The organism is Desulfomicrobium baculatum DSM 4028, from assembly GCF_000023225.1.
Classification (GTDB): Bacteria; Desulfobacterota; Desulfovibrionia; order Desulfovibrionales; family Desulfomicrobiaceae; genus Desulfomicrobium; species Desulfomicrobium baculatum.
Genome location: NC_013173.1, coordinates 1296060 through 1314422, shown reverse-complemented (window position 1 = coordinate 1314422; position 18363 = coordinate 1296060). Strand labels below are relative to the sequence as shown.

The following is an 18363-nucleotide window of genomic DNA, read 5'->3' as shown; positions in this document are numbered from 1 at the left end:
TGACAGCCTAGATTTTGCAGCTAAATTTTATATTATGTCAAAAAATTAGCAACCTTTATGCCCAATATTTCAGATTGCGGTGTATGTGACGTTTTGAGCTACTCAACTATAGTGATTAATGAATCATATTCTTTTTTCTATATCACCATTGGAGGGAGCACTGGAACACGTTTTTGCTTCCGTGCGCAGTTTTTGTGTGTCTCGTCGTAGTTTTTGCGCGGCAAGGGAGTTGAGGCCGTTTGGCAGCGACTGAAGCGGTCACGGGCTAGGGTATGGACGGTGGTAAGACGGATATGTACGCGGCCTGGAGCAATACGGACCCACATGCGCCGCAGGTAAGCCCGGACGTGAACCGCATCGACACGGAAGGACTCCGAATCATGAGACACCTTCCCTGTGTCCCAAATTCCTGTGTTCTTCTCCATAACACTTCATGACCCTGGCGAACGCCGCGACAGGGCGCGAATCTCATCACGCAGGGCGATAACCTCATCCCGGAGCGCGGCCAATTGTTTGCCCCCGGCCAACTCGGCCTCGTCATTCTCCGCGTCGCGACCGACGAAGAAGGTGGCCAGGGCCGCTGTCACATAGCCGAAGACGCCAAAAGCGTACAGCGCCAGAAAAACGCACAGCACTCGCCCCTCGGCCGTCAGCGGCCAGTACTGCGAACCCATCGTCGTCATGATCATGGAGGTCCACCACAGCGCCTCGCCGTAGGTGTCTGGGCCGCCAAGCGCCTCTTTCTCGAAAGTGTATATCCCGGCCGCCCCGGCGAGCGTGACCAGCACCGTGAGGGAGATCACATAGCCAAAACCCCGTCGGCTGAGGCTCGCGCTCAGGGCCTTCATGCTGCGGTTCAGCGAACTGACGACGCGCAGCAAACGCAGACCCCGCCCCGCGCGAGCCAGGCGAAGCAGCCGAAACATCCGGAATATGCGAAAGATACGCAGAGCCGGGAGCAGCAGCGAAATGGCGGTCAGCCAGTGCCGCCTGAGGAATGCACCCTTCTGCGGAGCCAGGGCGAATTTCACCGCGAAGTCGAGGATGAAGACGACCCAGATGACCGTGCCGATCGTGTAGAATAAATGGCTCTCGCCCCAGATCAACTCCACGATCAGCAGCGCCAGCCATACGAATGCAAGAACCAGCATCGGCGTTTCGAGCCAGTCCTCCAGCTGCTGGAGCAGTTCGTATCGCTGCGCTCTCAGATCCTCCTTGGCCGTGGTCTTCGGGTCAGGATTCTCGCTGGTGTTCACTTCGCTCATCGGGTTCCCCCGTGTCCGGCCTACGGCCCTTCCGCCTCCGAACAGTGTTTGTATCCGGACTTCGTCAACATGACAGTCCGCTGATTTTTATGAAAATTATTATTCATCCAGCTTTAAATTTGTCAATATCTTGTGTGACGCGAATGAGGATTTGGCCCATTTTAAAGAGCTGCTCGTTGACTTCCGTAGCCAACTCAACAGCGTCTACACGCAAGCGCTCAACCGTCGGCATGGCCGGGTTGAATATGTGCTGTTGTCGCTTTTAAAAACCCTCAAGATTCCGCATAAACGTTAGATATCGCGGATTCTGCTGGCAATTACCCCTTGTTGTATTCGCTTACCCACGCCCGTTTTAATCATAAAGACGAACTGTTGCAGAAGAACGTGCTCACAATTTCGATCTGGCACGCGCCTTGCCTCATGATTTGAAACTGATGAATGAAAATTTACGCAATTACGTTGCAAAATATACCTGTGTAACAGGTTACATGTTGCACCGCGTAGTCATTGCTAAGCAGCAAAGCGGAACCAAACAGTAGCGTAAATTACTCAAAAAATAAAATCAAACCGTCATCAAGACAAGGATTGCTGAACAAACTCATACAATGCGAAAATTAGTACGATTGCCGGAGTGGTAACTTGAAAAGCCCCGTAACACGGTAGACCACTATTCGTACTCATTTTCGCCGACCCGATCGACGTGTTTTTGCCGCAGCAATAAACCCTCCCACGACAATCTTTCAACTGAATAAATCTATAAGGAAAGGAGATGTGTATGTTTAACAAAGCATTAGTTTTTATGGCCCTGCTCGTATCGGTCGTATTTATCGGCGGGATGACTATTTCAGGAACCGGTTTCGCACAGTCCCCTGACAATAATAATACGAAAACCAACAAACAAGGCATGTCGCACGGCGGAATGAATGCTGAGCAGAATAACAATAACATGCATAATCAACAAGGCATGTCGTCCGGCGGAATGAATGCTGATCAGAAAAACAATAACATGCATAATCAACAAGGCATGTCGCCCGGCGCAGTCGATGCTGATCAGAAAAATAATACCATGCATAATAAACAATACATGGGTGGAGTCAAAGCTGACCAGCAGAACAGCACCAAGCATGGTAAGGGATACATGTCGCCCGGCGGAGTCACCGCTGACCAGCAAGGAGAGAGCGAACAGGATCGTGAACTGACTCAAAAAATCCGTCAAGGCGTCATGAAGGACAAAGCTCTCTCGATGAACGCTCACAATGTAAAAATTATTACGATTGACGGAGTGGTTACTTTAAAAGGCCCCGTGGCTTCCGAGCAAGAAAAAATGGCCGTAGAAGAATTGGCAGCTGAGATCGCGGGGAAGGACAACGTCAAGAGCGAAATTAATATCGTTCCTTAGTCCTTCGTGACAAAAGACGAACACGAGGCGTTTATTGCTGCGGCAAAAACAACGCTGATCAAACCGAAAAAGAATCATTCTGAATAGTGGCGCAACCTCCCTCAAATAGACGGAAACAAGCCACTTAGGCTTCGCCAAAAAAAATCAAGGGCTTAAAAAGTTTTAAGCCCTTTTTTTTGTGGATTCCTGTGGGGTTATGCGCCTTCAGTGACCCCGCTATGCAATTGGAAGACGCAAAGCCATCCGCCGCGAGTGGCTTTTGTTAGATGATGCGGTTTCTGGTCATGGTGAGTTTGCCGGCTGCCACAACCGGGCCGCCACCCCGAGGCCATGATCTCCATAGCCGCACTCTCGTCAGCCCCCGTTCACCGCTTGGTTCGGCCTTTCCCTTCACGCTGCAAACCTGGCCACCTCCCGTATGACTCTGAGATCGTCGGGAATCTGCATTGCATTCTCGGCGCGGACCACCGCGAGACGGGCGTGCCGCAGCGCGTTGTCGCGCATCGCCGCGTCCCCGACAACGGCAAGCGAATCGAGGGCCTTGAGCAGCCGCACGACCACTTCGACATTGCCCGCTCCGTCTCGGGCGATCCCGGTAAAAGCGTCGTCGAACATGTCCGCCATGGACAATTCCGGCACCGCGACGCGGTCGAACAGCACCGTGGAATCGTCATCCGCCTCGCCGCGCTCGTTCCACATTACGAACAGGCGGACAAATGTGCCCGTGACGCAGATGGCGGTCCCCGGATCATTGACCGCAGGCGAAAGCGCGCGGCTGGCGATTTCCGACAGGACCAGCAGTCCGAACCGCGGATCCTGCTCAAAGACCCTGGAGTCGCCAATCACGAACGCGGCCGCGGTTGCTTCGGCGTCCTCGTCGGACACATTGCCCGGCTCCTCCCGCATGACCCAGGCGATAGGGCGGTTTGGCGCGCAAAAGGTGCCGGGCAACGCTGCCACGACAATTCTCAGCCGCGACGCCTCCGCCCGTTTTTGCAACGCGGCGGTGTCGACATGCTGGACGTAACCGATGGCTCCGAAGACCGCCCGGCTGCCATCCGGAGGGCTGAACGCCGCGACGCCCCCAAGGCGTGGCGCTGAATGTCGCTTCCGAATCGCCTTAGCGGCCGCCTGCTCCACCTTGGTGATCGTATGTCCCAGCCGGCCGAGCCGGGCGATGTTATCGACCCACCTGATGAAGGTGATAATGATGATTACAAACACAACTATGGTCAGGGAGAACAGGATGAACTGACTGCCCCTTCCAACATAAAACCCGTTCATCAGCGCAACCAGCGCGACCACACTGTAGATAAACGCGCCGACAAACACCGAGAGCGCATTCTGCGAAACATCATCGGCGATCATCAGCGGAAAAGAACGGGGCGTCGCGGCGCTGCTGGCCGACGCATAAGCGGCCACCATCGAGGCCACGGCGAAGGTGGCCATCATCAACATGCTCGACGCCATGATCTTGAGCAAGGTTTCGATCGATTCCTGCGTGATCTTCGGCAGCAACCGGCCAAGTTCGGCCATGTCCACGAGATTGGCAAGGAAAACTGCGCCAATGGACAGGACACAAACGATGAGCGGCTTGACCCACAACCGCTCGCGGAAATGCCGGACGACGAAACTCAAGCGATCCCACATCTTCAATTCTCCTGCATAGTAGCCGCTGCGTCGCTGCAAGTAGACTCACCTTTTCCCATACCGATTTCACACCCGCTTTGATCGACTCCCAGCCTTCAGCTGGAGTCCGCAGACGACGATGGAGTTAAGAGATTCTCCCCTGTGGTCCAAGAACTGCGCGCCTGTTCTTTGATTTCGCTGGCTTCGCTTTGCAGGCCGGCTTCCGCCTTGGTCGCGACTGTTTCAGGCTCGGCGGTCGGTTTCACCAGGGCTGGTTCGGCTGGTTCCGCAGCCCCTTCCCTTTCTATCATGCGTACAGGCACCCCGTGAGGAAAGGTAACTTCGCGAGCCTCGTCCGGCAGCGAGATTCCCGAATCCTGGAAGGCCCGTTTGATGTGCCGAATGACGGACGATTTGACTTTCGCCCAGCTGTGTCGTCCGCCATCGAGCCAAAAATAAACACGCAGGTTTACCGTGGACGGTCCAAGATTTTCCACGAGCACTAACGGTTCTGGTTCATTCAAAATGGCCGGATGTTCAGCGAGCACCTTCAAGGTGACTTCCTGGGCAAAAGTGATGGAATCGTCGTAGCCGATACCCACCATGAAATCCTCGCGGCGATTGGGATTGCTTGTGAAGTTCCGGATCGTGCTTTTGAAGACGGTCGAATTGGGAATTTGCACTTGATTGCCGTCGAGCGTCATCAGCACCGTCGTGCGAGAAGTCAGCCGCTGAACGTAACCCGTGACGTTTGCTACTTCTACCAGATCGCCCTCACGAAACGGCTGTTGTAAGCTCAGAAAGACACTGGCGAGAAAATTTTCGGTGATGTCGCGAAAGGCGATGCCCAGCACCAAACCAATCAGGCCTGTGCCGCCAACCAATGTAAGCGCAAGTTGTGTGAGCCCGGCGATACGGAGCACAAGGTAGACGCCCACAAGCATGACAAGCATTCCGCCGGCCCGGGCCATTACTTCGCGCAAAAGGTGGCTGAGAGATCGCCTCACAAGTCCGCGACGCAGTACGGACACCGTTAACCTGGCGAAGATCCATGAAAGAGCGATTACGACCAGCGCCACCACGATCAAAGGCAGTAGGCGAAGGAAACTACGAGTAAGTTCATCCAGTACTTGAAAGGTTGGGTCAAAATTCCAAACCGTGGTGGGGGTCACCTCGATTTGGTTGACGATGGCAACCACACCCTCTGTATTCTTCGCCAAATCTCCGGCCCACTGTTTGGATTCATCGTTTTCCGTGGTTCCTTTCAGGAATACGATGCCATCCTGGACAGTGACCTTGGGTTCACCGAACCAACTTGTCGTTTTAAGAATACTTGCGATTCGTTGCCTGATCTGGTCATCCTTGGCGACGGGTTGGACTTCGACTTTACCTGCGGGCTCAGGTTTACCGTCAGAAACTTTCGCCGGCACCTGCGCATCCTCGCTACCGTCCATCTCTTGAGCAGCAACTGAGGTGCATGTTAGGACGGCGCAGCACAGTAAGGCGGCGAAAATGAGCCGGGCCAATCGAGACCAGGCAAAGCCCCACGTTCGAACCCAGAACGGCCACCAATGTTCAAGAGTTCTTCCATGATCGCTCGACCTGTCCTCTCTGCTGTCTTGGATCATTCGGCCTGTATCGTCCATTAGCGCTTGCCCATCCGTCTTAAGGGTTTGATGACGGCCCGGAAAATTCTAGATTCAAGATGCGACCCGAGATCGCGCGGTCATATCCCGTGTATCGTCCGTGCCTTGTTGTTCATCGAAAAACGCAGCATCCGGGCAAGGAATCGTGAGATCGGCGATCAGCGGGAGATGGTCGGAGGCGACTTTGGCCAGTTCCGAGCATGGCACCGTGATGCCGGTCACCTGGATGCCGGGCTGGATGAACACATGGTCTATCCGGAAGCTCGGCAGGCGGCTGTAGAACGTGCAGACCGGCCGATACTCTTTGAGTTCCGCCTGCGCGTCGAGAAATCGGCTGCGCATGAGCTTGTAGCCCTTCGATGACGGCACGCAGTTGAAGTCGCCGCACAGGATGACCGGCTGGTCTGCGTTCAGTCGGCCCAGCCAGTCATCGCCCAGCAAGGCCTCGATCTGGAGCACGCGCTCACGCGAGGTCAGTCCCAGATGGGTGTTGACGATATTCACCTCGGTGCCGTGCAAATCGATGGCGACCCAGATCGCGCCGCGCGGTTCCAGCTTGCCGCCCGGCAGATGTCCGGGCAATGGCCCGCTCTTGATGATGCGCATGGGCAGGTGCGTGAGGATCGCATCGCCGTATTTTTCATTCTCGACATGAATGTGGGGATGAAAGTGATGCTGCATCTCCAGATAATGCGCGATCCGCTGCGCCTGATCCTCGCCGCCCGTGCGCGCACGGCCGGCATCGAGCTCCTGCAGGGCCACCACGTCCGGATTGGCCTGGGCGATCACGCGCGCGATGCGTTCCGCCGCAAGCTTGCCGTCGATACCGACGCAGCTATGCACGTTGTACGTCATCACGCGCACTTGTTCCGAATGGGGGGCCTGACTGCGCTCGCGCCTGGCCTGCGCCCGTCTCGGGAGGGTCGCCGGTGTCGGGCGGCCAAGGTGCTGCAACGCCGCTTCACGCAGATCGCATGGCCGGTGATAGCCACGCGTGCTGTCCGGCAGCGGCGCATCCATGGGCAACAGGCTGAAAGCCCGCGTTTCCTCATGTGTCAGCCCCGCATGCGAACCGTTTTCGTCGGCGAAGGTGATCGGCGCCACCCCCTTGCGCCAGCCGAGCAGGGTCAGGTCTCCCGCATGCCGATGCCGGCACAGTCTTTCCAGATCTTCACCGATGACATCGATGAACGGATGATCCTCGCCAAACAGTTCCGCAGACTGTTGCGGCAGCAGGAATTCCCCGTCCGCGGTCCAGACGCGCACGTGCTCTTCGCCTCGGCCGGTCACGACCGCGGGCACTTTGTGCCGGGTGACCAGGGCTCGCGCCGCATGGGCCAGCTCGGCCGGTTCCAGCGCTTTGGGAAAATAGGCAAAAGCGACGGGACCAAGTCCGGCGACCTGCACCTTGCCGTTGCTCTCGTCGCCGCCGGTGGTCTTTACCGGGATCAGATGCCGGGCCTTGCCGCCTCCGAGCAACCTGGCCCGCTGTGCCTCCACACTGGGCGCGCGTTTCCTGCCTGCGGCAATCGGCACTCCTTCATCGAGGCCGGCATACGCCGCATTGACCGCCTTCAGGATAGTGTAGCCCTGCTGCTTGAAATAGGATGTGGTCCGGCTCTGGCCGTGATCGGAATAGACCCACACTTCATAATGCCGTCTGGGCGCATGGGCTGCCTCGCGCCACAGCCGTTCCACGGCGTTGTCGATGCCCTTGAGGGTCCAGTGGGCAAACAAGGAGCCTGGACCACGGCGGTGGGACTGTTCGTCATAGCCCAGGAAATTGATGTGCACGATGGGCAGGCCGCGCTGTATGTCCATCTTGCCGCCGATCACGCACAGCTCGCGCAGCAGGACGCAGATTGCAACCCGGGCCGGGATGAATTTCAGTTCGTTGATGTAATTGTGGCCGTTGTAGAGGCCGCGGACCACATCGACCGGCGCGATCAGCAGTTCCACGACCAGCAGAATCAGGATCCGGATCACGCTGTTGATGTTGGCGACCAGCATGAACAGCAGCGCGAAGGGGTTGGCGGCCCGCAGCGCCGAGCCCCAGCCCAGCGACGAGGCGCAGAAATGCGCTTCATCCTGGTCCGCGCCGCCACCGAAAACGTTCGAGTAGGAACTGCCGCCCGTGCACAGCGCATCGCCGCCGTCCCTGGCCAGCTGTTCGCGCAGCTCGTGTTCCACCTGTTGCGCCGTCGCCGGCTCGAACATGCGGACCATTTCACCCTTCTCCCGGTCCAGGAACGAAAAGGCCGGCACGACGGTTTTTATCCCGTAGAAAATTTCCCCCTGCACGGCGGGTGTCGAAGACGGCAAGCCTGAATACTGGGTATGCACCTGGTACTGTTCACGCTTGATCAGGCGCTTCAGGAAGGGCAGCTTCCCCTTGTTGAGGGCATGGTTGAACTGTTCGAGAGACAGACCATCGATCTGCACCATCACCAGGCCGGGCCGGTTCGCGGGCCCCTCGGAGGTCGAGAGATGCAGGAAGCGCAGCAGCCAATGCGTACGGCTGAGCTTGCGACGCAGCAGGCGCAGACGCGCCTCGATCCTGCCGATCATGCAACGGTTCTCGCGCCGGCACAGACACCACGCCCTGAAAAGGCAGTGCAGCGCTTGTCCGGCCTCATCGCTTCATCTCCTTGTCCGGGGTGAAGAAGCTCTCGCTCAGGGCTTCATCGCCGGACTGCGCAAGCGTCTTCAGAATATCCCACTCGGCCTTGATGCGCCCTCTGACATGATCCCAGCCAAGCTCATCCTCATGCTGCCGGATGGCGGGATCGGGACGCAGGTTTTCATACGCCGCAAGCGCCTTGCGCGCGGAAGCGGCCATGGAAAATGCTTCGGCCGTGGCGCGCGCGGCAGCGATCAAAATGTCCATCTCGTCGCGCGAACGTGCATGCACCCACCGGAGCGCTGCGGCAAAGGCCTCCTCCGTTTCCTCCCGGATCAACCGCCCGTTGCTCGCGTCCACCACAACTTCCCTGACGCCTGGCGCATCGAGCGCAACCACCGGCAGGCCGGCAGCCATGGCTTCGGTCAGGACCATGCCCTGGGTTTCGCTTTTCGACGCAAACGCGAACACGCTCATCGCATTGAGCGCATCGGCGAGGTCGTCCTTGACCAGCACGCCGCACATGCAGAGCCGGTCGCTCATGCCTGCCTCGGCAAATATCTGCTCGATCTCCTCCTGCGACGGTCCGGCACCGACCAGCAGGAACACCGCCTGGCCATGCTCCTTCATGAAGGCCACGACCGATCGTGCGAGAAATTCCAGGTTCTTTTCAGGGGCCAGGCGTCCCATATGCCCCACCACGAACGCATCTTCGGGGATGCGTTTTTTCATCAGAAAGTCTGGGCCCTTGCCATATGCAAAGCGCTCAACATTGACGCCTGTCGGCACCACCAGCACCGGCGAGGTGACGCCCCGCTCGATCAGGATGTCGCGAATACTCTCGCTGGGCGCAAAGACCTGGTCGGCAAGATTGGCATAGCGGGTGGACAGCTCGATGATGAAACGCTTCATTGCCGGCGAATCGCCCGGTACATAGTGCGTATACTGCTCGTAAAGCGTGTGATGGGTGAACACCAGCGGCAGATCGAGCGTTCGCGCAATGCGTACCGCGGTCATGCCAAGCAGGAAGGGATGCTGGGAGTGGATGATGTCGGGGCTGAATTCTTCCATTTTGTCGGACAGCCCGCTCGGTACCGGCAGCACCACCGAAAAGTCGCTGCCGTTGAAATGCTGGATCGCGGGAATGCGGAAGACATCGGTTTCGTACTCCGGCGCATCCTCGAATTCCGGCGCCACGACCAGCACACGATGACCAAGCTCCCGGTACGCCTTCGCAAACGCTTCCACCGAACGCGCCACGCCCCCTACGTGCGGGGTGAAGGTATTGGTGAGTAACGCTATGTTCATGCAGAGGATTCCTCTCTTGTCAGGATGACGTTGGCGGCATTGCGTTCCAGCGTGACAGGCTTATGGCCGGGAAGGCGCACATCGATGGCCGGTTCCTGGGCGTGCCACGCCGTCTTAAGGACGATTTCGACGCTGCCATCCGAGAGCGGACGCAGGGTAATGGACACCGGTCCGAAGCAGGTGGGAGCCGGGCCGAACACGACGGGACCGCCCTCCTGCAGCCAGCGTTTGCCAATACCCGAGCACAGGATCAGACGGTCGCCCTCTTCGCGCACAAAGCAATTGCGCACCATGAGGACCCATTCGGCCGCTGCCCAGACATGATGGCCATCGCCCATGCACCCACCCCGTGTCTGCGGATGAATCGCTTCAGGCCATTGGCCCGTCGACGTCGCCAGGTCCGCCACCGAGTCCATCAGATCTTGGTACCGGGGGTCGCCCGCGCGCAGCAACACCTGCGCCACATGCAAGGTCAGATAGGCGTTCAGACCGGAATGGATCATGTCCTGAAAAAAAGCGCCATCGATGAAACAGGCGTTCAGCAGATAATCGGCGCAGTCGAGCAGTCGTGGATCATCCGCCGCATGGAGCTGCAAGGGGTAGCCGGACACGATCGAACCGATGGCGCCGGAATCAAGTCGCCGGTACGGCGAAGCCGGCATGCCCGGCCGTCCCAGCCGCTGCGCGCAGGAAGCCAGGCTGCGGTCCACCGCCGCGGCGAAATCGTCGGCGGCGTGCGCGAACTCGGCGGCCATGCCTGCATCCTGGCTGCGGACCAATTCACCGGCGCACTGCAGCCCGGCGATGCCCCAGAAGTCGTCCCAGTAGTAATAATCGTTCGGACCGAGGTGCTCGGCACTGAAACCGGCCGGCAGCAGGCCCGCATGTGGCGCATCGAGCGTGCCGGAAAGCCGCTTGCGCATGATCCAGCGCGCGCCGCGTGCGATCACGTTGTGCCAGTCGGCGGTCAGTTTCTTGCCCGTGAGTTGCTGATAGCGGTGCAGGATCCACAGGACCTCGCCGTTGGAATCCCACTCGCCTTCCTGCGAACGAAAATAGCCGAGTGGGGTTTGCCGCTCGGGAAAGCGGCTCAGCGCGCGTGTTGCACGCGTTTCCAGACCTACACAGAGCAGGGCATGAATGATGTAGACGGCATCGCGAAACCAGAAACGCCTGTAGGTCGATGGACCCGGATACACATCGCCCGGTGAATGCAGAATGAGCGACGTGATCGCCGCGTCATAGAGCTCCTGATACGTGCGATCAGGGCACTGCAGCGTGCACGCGCTTGCACGCAGGTCCGGCCAGGCATTCTCCGCCAGTACGGATGCCGTTGACGTGTGCGAGAGTGGAATACGGGCAGTCACAACCCTTTCGCCGCCTTCGGGTATCGCGAACAGCGCGGCCGCCGTAACCATGCCGCGGTCGCAGCTGCCCTCGCCTCGCTCATCGAGTTCCGCGCCGGCATAGGCCTGCTTCAAATGGAGCGCGACATCGCCATTGCCATAGTCGGAGACCAGATGGCGCTCCGCCGGAGCACTGAACGCGACGCTCTGTTCGTCGTTCACGACCCAGGCCTGGCGATCGGGGGAAAGAACCACATCATTGATGAAGCTGATCCCTTCCGTATTGGCCGGGCGCAAGGCGAGCACCAGCCAGGCCGGCGTGTCGGCCCGGCCCATCAGCGTCAGCACGCACACCGGCCTGCCGTCCTCGAGTTCGACGCTCGCCGTACTGATAAGCAGCAGCCCCCCCTGCCGGACCCGTGTCGTGATCGTCAGGCCGCTGGACAGGTCCTGCCGCTGGGTGGCGTCCAGGGTTCGCGATGGAAACAGGTTGCCCCCCTCTTCCGTACAGACCCAGCCATCGAGCGACCAGCCATCCAGGCAAGGCGTCAGGAGGCCGCACGGATCGACCAGCGGAAATTCCTCACAGTCGGGATAACCGAGCGCGGTCCAGTTGCGATGGGTAAGATTGATATGCGAAACCGAAAATGCGCGTGGAATGAATGATTCGTCTTTCGGATTGAACTGGCGCTCGACCCAGTAAGGCCACACCCAGTCCAGGTTGTACTGGATCACGCGGCTGTTGATCAGGCCGCGCGCATGGAACACGACGCCGGCACGCAAGAGCTCGACCGGCTCGCCCACTTCGGAGGGCTGCGCGAAACTGCGCAATCGCGCGAGCAGTTCGATCGGATCCAGGAATCCCTGGCGGCGAGCGGCGCGCGTGATGAGGTATTGCCAAAAGGTCCATTTCGAAAATTTCATGAGCTGTCCTTGGTTTCTGTCCCCGCTTTGCCGCTTTCCTGCGAATACGCCGCCAGAGCCCGCCGCGCCAGATTGTTAAAATAGAGCAGCGCAACGATCGTCGCGACGAACCCCAGGCCATAAAAAGCCCACTGTAGCGGCGAACGCTCCACCTCGCCCCGGCTCAGGCTTGCCAGGTCGGCGGCGATCGAGCCCAGGTAGACATTGTGCAGCGAAAACGGAATGAAACCGATGAGCGAGCCCAGCACGAAGCCCTTGAAGGTGAACTTTGTCAGACCGAAGAAATAATTGGAAATCTTGCCCGGAAAGAACGGAATCAGCCTTGTGAGCATGACGACTTTGAAGTCGTGCCGCGCCATCTCGTCGCTGACGACCTGCAGATTGCTGCGCCTGAGGATGAACCGCGAGGCGCGCTCGCCAAACAGGTGGCGCGCGATCAGGAAGGCCAGGGACGCACCGAGGACAGTACCCGCCACGACCAGCACGGTTCCCTCGATGAGACCGAACACAAAGCCGGCGCCTGTGGTCAGGAATATCCCCGGCAACAACAGCACCACCACCGCCGCCATCAGCAGGATGAAGTAGACTGCCGCCATGGCACCCTGCGTGTCTATCCATTCCAGCAAGACGACCAACTGCTCGTGAAGATCGAAATAAACGAGCACTACGAGGACGAGGCCGACGAACACAATACCTGCCGCGATCCCCAGCAAGGGTCTTTTCAAGCCTGTAAAGGAGGAAGGCGCGGAAGCATTGGTGTCGGAGTTGATCATTTTCGTTTTGTCTGCGTTGTAAGCCTGTTGCAAAAAGACCAAACCAGCTTACATGTGAAGGAGATTTTGAAGCCGGATTTCGTCTCAATATATTAATCAAATCAATCAAATGGCGATTTCAAATACTCTTTTTTCGCAAACCGAAAAAGATACCATGAAGTTCATCCATATCATGATTGAGAAGCCGTGTCCAAAAAGTCTGTTCCTCATCAACACGGGCAGCCGTGGCTGAACACGACCTTGCGGCTCGCGCCTTTGCAGTGCTCTTTACGTTCATCCTCCTAGTCTTCTTTCACGCTCTCAAGGTCACTGTTCGCTGGTCCGGTAATGACCCGGCCATAGCAGTCGAATCTTGAACCGTGACACGGACAATCCCAGGTCTTCTCCGATTTATTCCAACCGATGATCCCCCCGAGGTGTGGGCACACGGCTGAACGTTCATGCACGATTCCATCTTCATCACGGTAAACAGCGACCTTCGAAAGCCCGCGACGAACGATAGCACCTTCGCCTGGTGCAATGTCTTCGGGCGAGTCGACGTCACCACCGCTCAAATAACCCTCAAAATACTCCACGGCGACATTGATGTTCTCCCGGGCATATTGGAGAGATGCTCGGAGGGTTATTCGTGAAGGATCGTAAAGCGGCTCCCAAGGACACGAACGTCCAACAATTAATTCCGTGATAAGAATTCCGCCAATGGTGCCATGCGTCATCCCCATCCCCGAATCCCCCGTGATGATATAGACGTTTTGTTGGTCTCCGGGGTTGCGCCCGATGAAAGCGAGGCCGTCGACAGGCTCCAGAACCTGACCAGACCAACGCATCTCTGTACTCGCGATCATCGGGAATCGTTCCCGTGCCCACGCTTCAAGATTTGCGTAGCGCTGGTCACCGTCGTCTGCCTGTCCCGATTTGTGATCTTCACCGCCGACGATCAGAAGATCGTAATCGTCCCCATCTCTGGCGGAAACGCTCTGCACTCTGACGTAGTGATACGGCTCTTCCGTATCCCAGTAGAGCGCTCTTGCGACGGAACCGCGAGGAATCCGTGCGCCAATGACGTAGGTCGTATAAGAAGACTGCTTGGTGTGAATGGTAACGATATCGTTGACTGGTGTGTTTGTAGCTATCACAATCGCATCGGCAGTCACCAGGAAGCCACTGTCTGTTTCGACCCGCCCATTGGTGCCGCCTTCTATTTTGCCGGCATGTGTTCCCGTGAAGATGCGCCCGCCGTTCCGTTCAATAGCGCGTTTTAGTCCGGCCAAATACTTCATGGGATGAAACTGGGCCTGCCGCGGAAAGCGCAAACACATACCGGTGTCGAAGCCATCGATTGGCGCCCTTTCGACGTGTTCAACATCCGTGAGTCCGGCGCGATGGGCTGCTTTGACCTCACGTTCGAGCACATCCTGAGAGTCATTCGGCGGGACAAAGAGGTAGCCGTCAAGGCGCTCGAATTCACAGGCAATTCCTTCTTCACCTACAATGGCCTCAATGCGATCAATGGCCGCCGTGTGACTCTGGGCCGCGAGCATCGCCCCCTTTTCGCCGTGGAGATGCTCGATCTTGAAATAGCGGTCGTCAATCGCAGTGCACAGATGCGCCGTCGTGCGCTCCGTCATCCCTCCCCCAATGTGTCCGTCATCCAGGACAATCACTGCCTTGCCCGCGCGCGTCAGGAGATATGCGGTTGTCATGCCCGCGATCCCGGCGCCGACAATACACACGTCCGCATGCATATTCTCGCCAAGCGGGGCTGATTCAAGCTCTTCTTCTATTGCCATCCAGATCGATCTGGTTTGTCCGGAATTACTGTCCATGGTTTATCATCCTCTCATCCGCTTTGACCTTGTCAATAACGATGGTCGGCAAAAGCTTTGCCTTTACATGCTGATACTCGGCGCCCTCGGCCTTCGCGCGAATCGGCGCCTCCGGCAGCAGCGAATACGGCATCTTTCCCGCTTCGCAGGGGAGCAGATTATAGGCTTTCATCGAGGCAAATCGCGTCGATATCCGACGCGTCAACCTCGTCGGGCCGCTTTCTCTCCCCCTATCTTCCCGGTTACTTCAAGGATTTTTTGAGTTTCTGCTTTTCCTGGTCAAACTTTTTCATGATGGCTTGGAACTCTTCGGGGTCCAATGCCTTTTGCGCGCTCTTGAACACCTTGCTCTCCTCGTCCTTGATATGGTGCTCCACGAGTTCTTTGAACACGCCCATCTTGGCACCCCATTTTTCCTCACCCTTCGGCATCTTCTCCAGTTCTTTAAGAACGAGATCGGAAACATGATGCTCCTCTATCCCTTCCATAGCATCTTCGCGCGCATCTTTATTTTCCATCAAGGGCGGATAGAATGTGATTTCTTCGGCCTTCATGTGAGGCACCAATTCTGCTCTGAGCTTTTGAAACAACTCTTCACGCTTCTTCGACTCTTTAGTCTCTACCAGCTTACCTAGAATACCCTTGATTTCAACATGATCTTTCTTGAGCATCTGAAAAAATTCGTTCATAATATCTTCTTCTTCGTTGTTGTGTGAATGTATATTGAGTCGGTGTTCGCACAAGAAAATGTGACTCGAACAAAAACGGGGCCGCATGAATGAAAAATCCGGCCCCACTTCTAGATCATTTAGGGTAAATCCTTTCGCTTTCGTCCTGGTCTGCGCTGGATTCTCCTTTAGTACCTATATCTTCCGCCTCTGTACGTTCCAGGATGTCCTTGCCTTTATTTTTCCACTCTGAATCGTCGGCGTGGACAGAAAGGAGTATTCCTCCATCATTAATACGCCCTTCATAACGGTTGGCTTCATACTCGGGGATACCCATGCCGACCAGCGCTCCGGCTATCCCGCCGACCAATCCGCCGGCACCGGCTCCGGCAAGGGCAGCCATGATGGGACCAGCCGCGATGAACGGCCCAAGCCCCGGAATGGCTAATGTGCCAATCCCCACCAGCCAGCCCAAAGAGCCGCCAAGCACCGCACCGGTCCCTGCTCCTGTTGCCGCCCCTTCGGGCGCCTTGGTTTCCTTCTCGACCGCGAATTCCTTGGTGTCACCACCTGCAGGAAACAGCACGGATATGTCCGAGTGCCGAAAACCTGCGTCTTTTAATTCTGCAACCGCATTTTCAACCATCGAACGATTCGGATAGATTCCATATACTGCAATGTTTTTAGCCATGACGTAGTCTCCTTTATAGTTACCGTGGTTTTTACTGCGCGATCTCGATTCAGCTCTTAATTTTACTCTTTCCAGCGAGTTGAACCGCTTTCTCCTCAATGATGGTCAGGCCAATGTACGTACAGACTTTTCCCGGTCCCATTGGCGAGTCTTGGCCGCGGTAATGAACGCGTTTTTGTCGCCGGCATCCACCACGCCAGCGTCGTGGCCGACATTCGCTGTTTTCAGGAGCGCGCGACCGCCCTTGTCGACGGCGATTGCCTTGAGATGACCAAAAGCATCGCGCACGAAATCGATCGCCGCGCTTTCCTTCGACAGTGCCTGTGCGCCTTCGTCAGAGAGGATCACGGCCACTGCGTCGAACATCACGGAAGGAGTACCGGCCAGTTGCCCGTCGGCCGCCAGCATCGAGCCATCGGCAAGCTTCGCGCCCCCCACCTTCGGGGCTACGATCTTCACGGCGGCACCCGCATCTATTGCGGCCTTTTTGAGAGTAGTGATGACTGCGCCGTCAGAACCATCCGCGATCAGTATGCCGATCGCGCGCCCCATGAGCGTGTTTTTCATCTTGCCGATGATCTGCAGCGCGGGCGACAGCTTCATTTCCCGCGCGGGCACTGCGGCCGGCGGGGCAACGGGCATTTTGTCGAGCGCAAGACCTGCTGCGACCCGCTTGGCGAGGTCTTCGTCGATATGTCGCAGGTGACCGACCATGGCCTCGCGCACGTGCAGATGTTCGACCTTGGACAGCTCGAACACGAGCGCCGAAGCGATATGCGCCTGCTCATACGCAGTTTGGCTGAGATAGAACTGCCGCGCCTGGCTGTAATGATCGGCGAAGCTCTCGGCGCGGACGCGGCCTTTGACGCCGTTTTCATTTACCCCAGCGCTGTGAAAGCCTTTGGCCGGATTTTCGCGCGGGGAGCTTGCAGTCAGGGAATTGGGTTCATAGGCGACACGGCCCGCCTGTGGCGCCATCTGCATGTGTCCATCGCGTTGATGGTTGCCGAACGGGCATTTGGGCGCGTTGATCGGGATCTGATGGAAATTGGGCGAACCCAGGCGCGACAACTGCGTGTCGATATAGGAAAACAAGCGGCCTTGCAGCAGCGGATCATTGGAGAAATCGATGCCCGGCACGATATTGCCGGGGCAGTAAGCAACCTGTTCGGTTTCAGCGAAAAAATTGTCCGGCCAACGATCCAGCACCATGCGGCCAATCACTTTCAAGGGTACCAGCTCTTCGGGGATCAGCTTGGTCGGGTCCAGATGATCGAACGGAAACGTGTCCGCTTCCTCCTGGGTGAACAGTTGAACCGCGAATTCCCACTCCGGGAAACTGCCAGCGGCGATGGCCTCGAACATGTCGCGGCGGTGGAAGTCCGGATCAGCGCCGGCAATCTTGACGGTCTCGTCCCAGATGGTGGACTGCAAGCCGAGCTTGGGACGCCAGTGGAACTTGACAAAGGTCGATTCACCGGCGTCGTTAATGAGCCGGAAACTGTGGACACCGAAGCCCTCGATCATCCGCAACGAACGCGGCAGGGTGCGATCGGACATGATCCACATCACCATATGCATGGATTCGGGCGTGAGCGAAATGTAATCCCAAAAGGTGTCGTGGGCGCTGGCTGCTTGTGGAAAGCCGCGATCGGGTTCCATTTTGACGGCGTGGATGAGGTCGGGAAATTTGATGGCATCCTGGATGAAAAACACAGGGACGTTGTTTCCGACCAGGTCCCAGTTGCCTTCCTTGGTATAAAATTTGACGGCAAACCCGCGCACGTCACGCGGGGTGTCGACCGAACCCGCGCCGCCTGCCACAGTCGATATGCGGGTAAAGAGGGGGGTTTTCTCACCTACCTCGGTGAGTATTCTGGCGGTGGTGTACTGCTTCAATGAGGCGGTCAGTTCGAAGAATCCATGCACTCCCGTCGCTCGCGCGTGCACGATACGCTCGGGAATCCGCTCGTGATCAAAATGGGTGATTTTTTCACGGAGGATGAAATCCTCCAAAAGCGTCGGGCCACGTGGATTGGCTCTGAGGGAATTTTGATTATCAGACAGCGCAACTCCCTGGTTGGTGGTGAGCGAGGAGTGCTCTCCTCCTGCAATCTGGTGCAGTTCGCCGCCGGCGGCCAAGAGTGAGTCTGTGCCGGGAGCCGAACCCTTTTTCCGATTGTTTTTTTCAGAGTAATCCATGGTCATTTCTTTGCTCATGATCTGTCTCCAGTGTGTAATGCCGGACTGCCGACCATTGTCGTCAGC

13 protein-coding genes are annotated in these 18363 nt (G+C 57.4%); 1 reads left to right on the top strand and 12 read right to left on the bottom strand.

Features of this window, described 5'->3' with window-relative positions; genetic code table 11:
* Positions 1-431: 431 nt before the first annotated feature.
* A complete protein-coding gene (locus DBAC_RS06055; protein WP_015773393.1) occupies positions 432-1265 on the bottom strand; it encodes an ion transporter in 834 nt (277 codons plus the stop codon).
* A 775-nt stretch (positions 1266-2040) separates the two neighbouring features.
* Here DBAC_RS06055 and DBAC_RS19505 point away from each other — a divergent pair.
* Positions 2041-2664 (top strand): BON domain-containing protein, encoded by a 624-nt coding sequence (locus DBAC_RS19505; RefSeq protein WP_015773392.1) that lies wholly within the window; start codon positions 2041-2043, stop codon positions 2662-2664.
* Between the two features lie 390 nt (positions 2665-3054).
* Here DBAC_RS19505 and DBAC_RS06045 read toward each other — a convergent pair whose 3' ends face one another.
* The 11 genes from DBAC_RS06045 to DBAC_RS05995 form a co-directional block, all read right to left on the bottom strand.
* On the bottom strand, positions 3055-4353 hold the full coding sequence (locus DBAC_RS06045; protein WP_218915596.1) for a DUF2254 domain-containing protein: 1299 nt from the start codon (positions 4351-4353) through the stop codon (positions 3055-3057).
* Positions 4354-4409: 56 nt separating this feature from the next.
* The gene (locus tag DBAC_RS06040) at positions 4410-5939 is read right to left on the bottom strand and encodes a mechanosensitive ion channel domain-containing protein (protein ID WP_218915595.1); all 1530 of its coding nucleotides are present in this window, start codon (positions 5937-5939) and stop codon (positions 4410-4412) included.
* A gap of 54 nt (positions 5940-5993) precedes the next feature.
* Positions 5994-8507 (bottom strand): endonuclease/exonuclease/phosphatase family protein, encoded by a 2514-nt coding sequence (locus DBAC_RS19500; protein ID WP_015773389.1) that lies wholly within the window; start codon positions 8505-8507, stop codon positions 5994-5996.
* Positions 8508-8571: 64 nt separating this feature from the next.
* Positions 8572-9867: a glycosyltransferase gene (locus tag DBAC_RS06030; RefSeq protein WP_015773388.1), complete on the bottom strand. Its 1296-nt coding sequence runs from the start codon at positions 9865-9867 to the stop codon at positions 8572-8574.
* Complete coding sequence (locus DBAC_RS06025) at positions 9864-12137, bottom strand: hypothetical protein (protein WP_015773387.1); 2274 nt, start codon at positions 12135-12137, stop codon at positions 9864-9866. The genes DBAC_RS06030 and DBAC_RS06025 overlap by 4 nt, the downstream gene beginning before the upstream one ends.
* Positions 12134-12910: a TVP38/TMEM64 family protein gene (locus DBAC_RS06020; RefSeq protein ID WP_015773386.1), complete on the bottom strand. Its 777-nt coding sequence runs from the start codon at positions 12908-12910 to the stop codon at positions 12134-12136. The genes DBAC_RS06025 and DBAC_RS06020 overlap by 4 nt, the downstream gene beginning before the upstream one ends.
* 281 nt (positions 12911-13191) lie before the next feature.
* The gene (locus tag DBAC_RS06015) at positions 13192-14736 is read right to left on the bottom strand and encodes an FAD-dependent oxidoreductase (protein ID WP_015773385.1); all 1545 of its coding nucleotides are present in this window, start codon (positions 14734-14736) and stop codon (positions 13192-13194) included.
* Positions 14726-14908, bottom strand: coding sequence for a hypothetical protein (locus tag DBAC_RS06010; RefSeq protein WP_015773384.1), 183 nt, complete (start codon positions 14906-14908; stop codon positions 14726-14728). The genes DBAC_RS06015 and DBAC_RS06010 overlap by 11 nt, the downstream gene beginning before the upstream one ends.
* 70 nt (positions 14909-14978) lie before the next feature.
* The gene (locus tag DBAC_RS06005; RefSeq protein ID WP_015773383.1) at positions 14979-15425 is read right to left on the bottom strand and encodes a hemerythrin domain-containing protein; all 447 of its coding nucleotides are present in this window, start codon (positions 15423-15425) and stop codon (positions 14979-14981) included.
* Positions 15426-15540: 115 nt separating this feature from the next.
* Entirely contained in the window at positions 15541-16095 is a 555-nt protein-coding gene (locus DBAC_RS06000) for a quinol:electron acceptor oxidoreductase subunit ActD (RefSeq protein WP_015773382.1), read from the bottom strand.
* A 105-nt stretch (positions 16096-16200) separates the two neighbouring features.
* Complete coding sequence (locus DBAC_RS05995; protein ID WP_015773381.1) at positions 16201-18315, bottom strand: catalase; 2115 nt, start codon at positions 18313-18315, stop codon at positions 16201-16203.
* Positions 18316-18363: the final 48 nt, after the last annotated feature.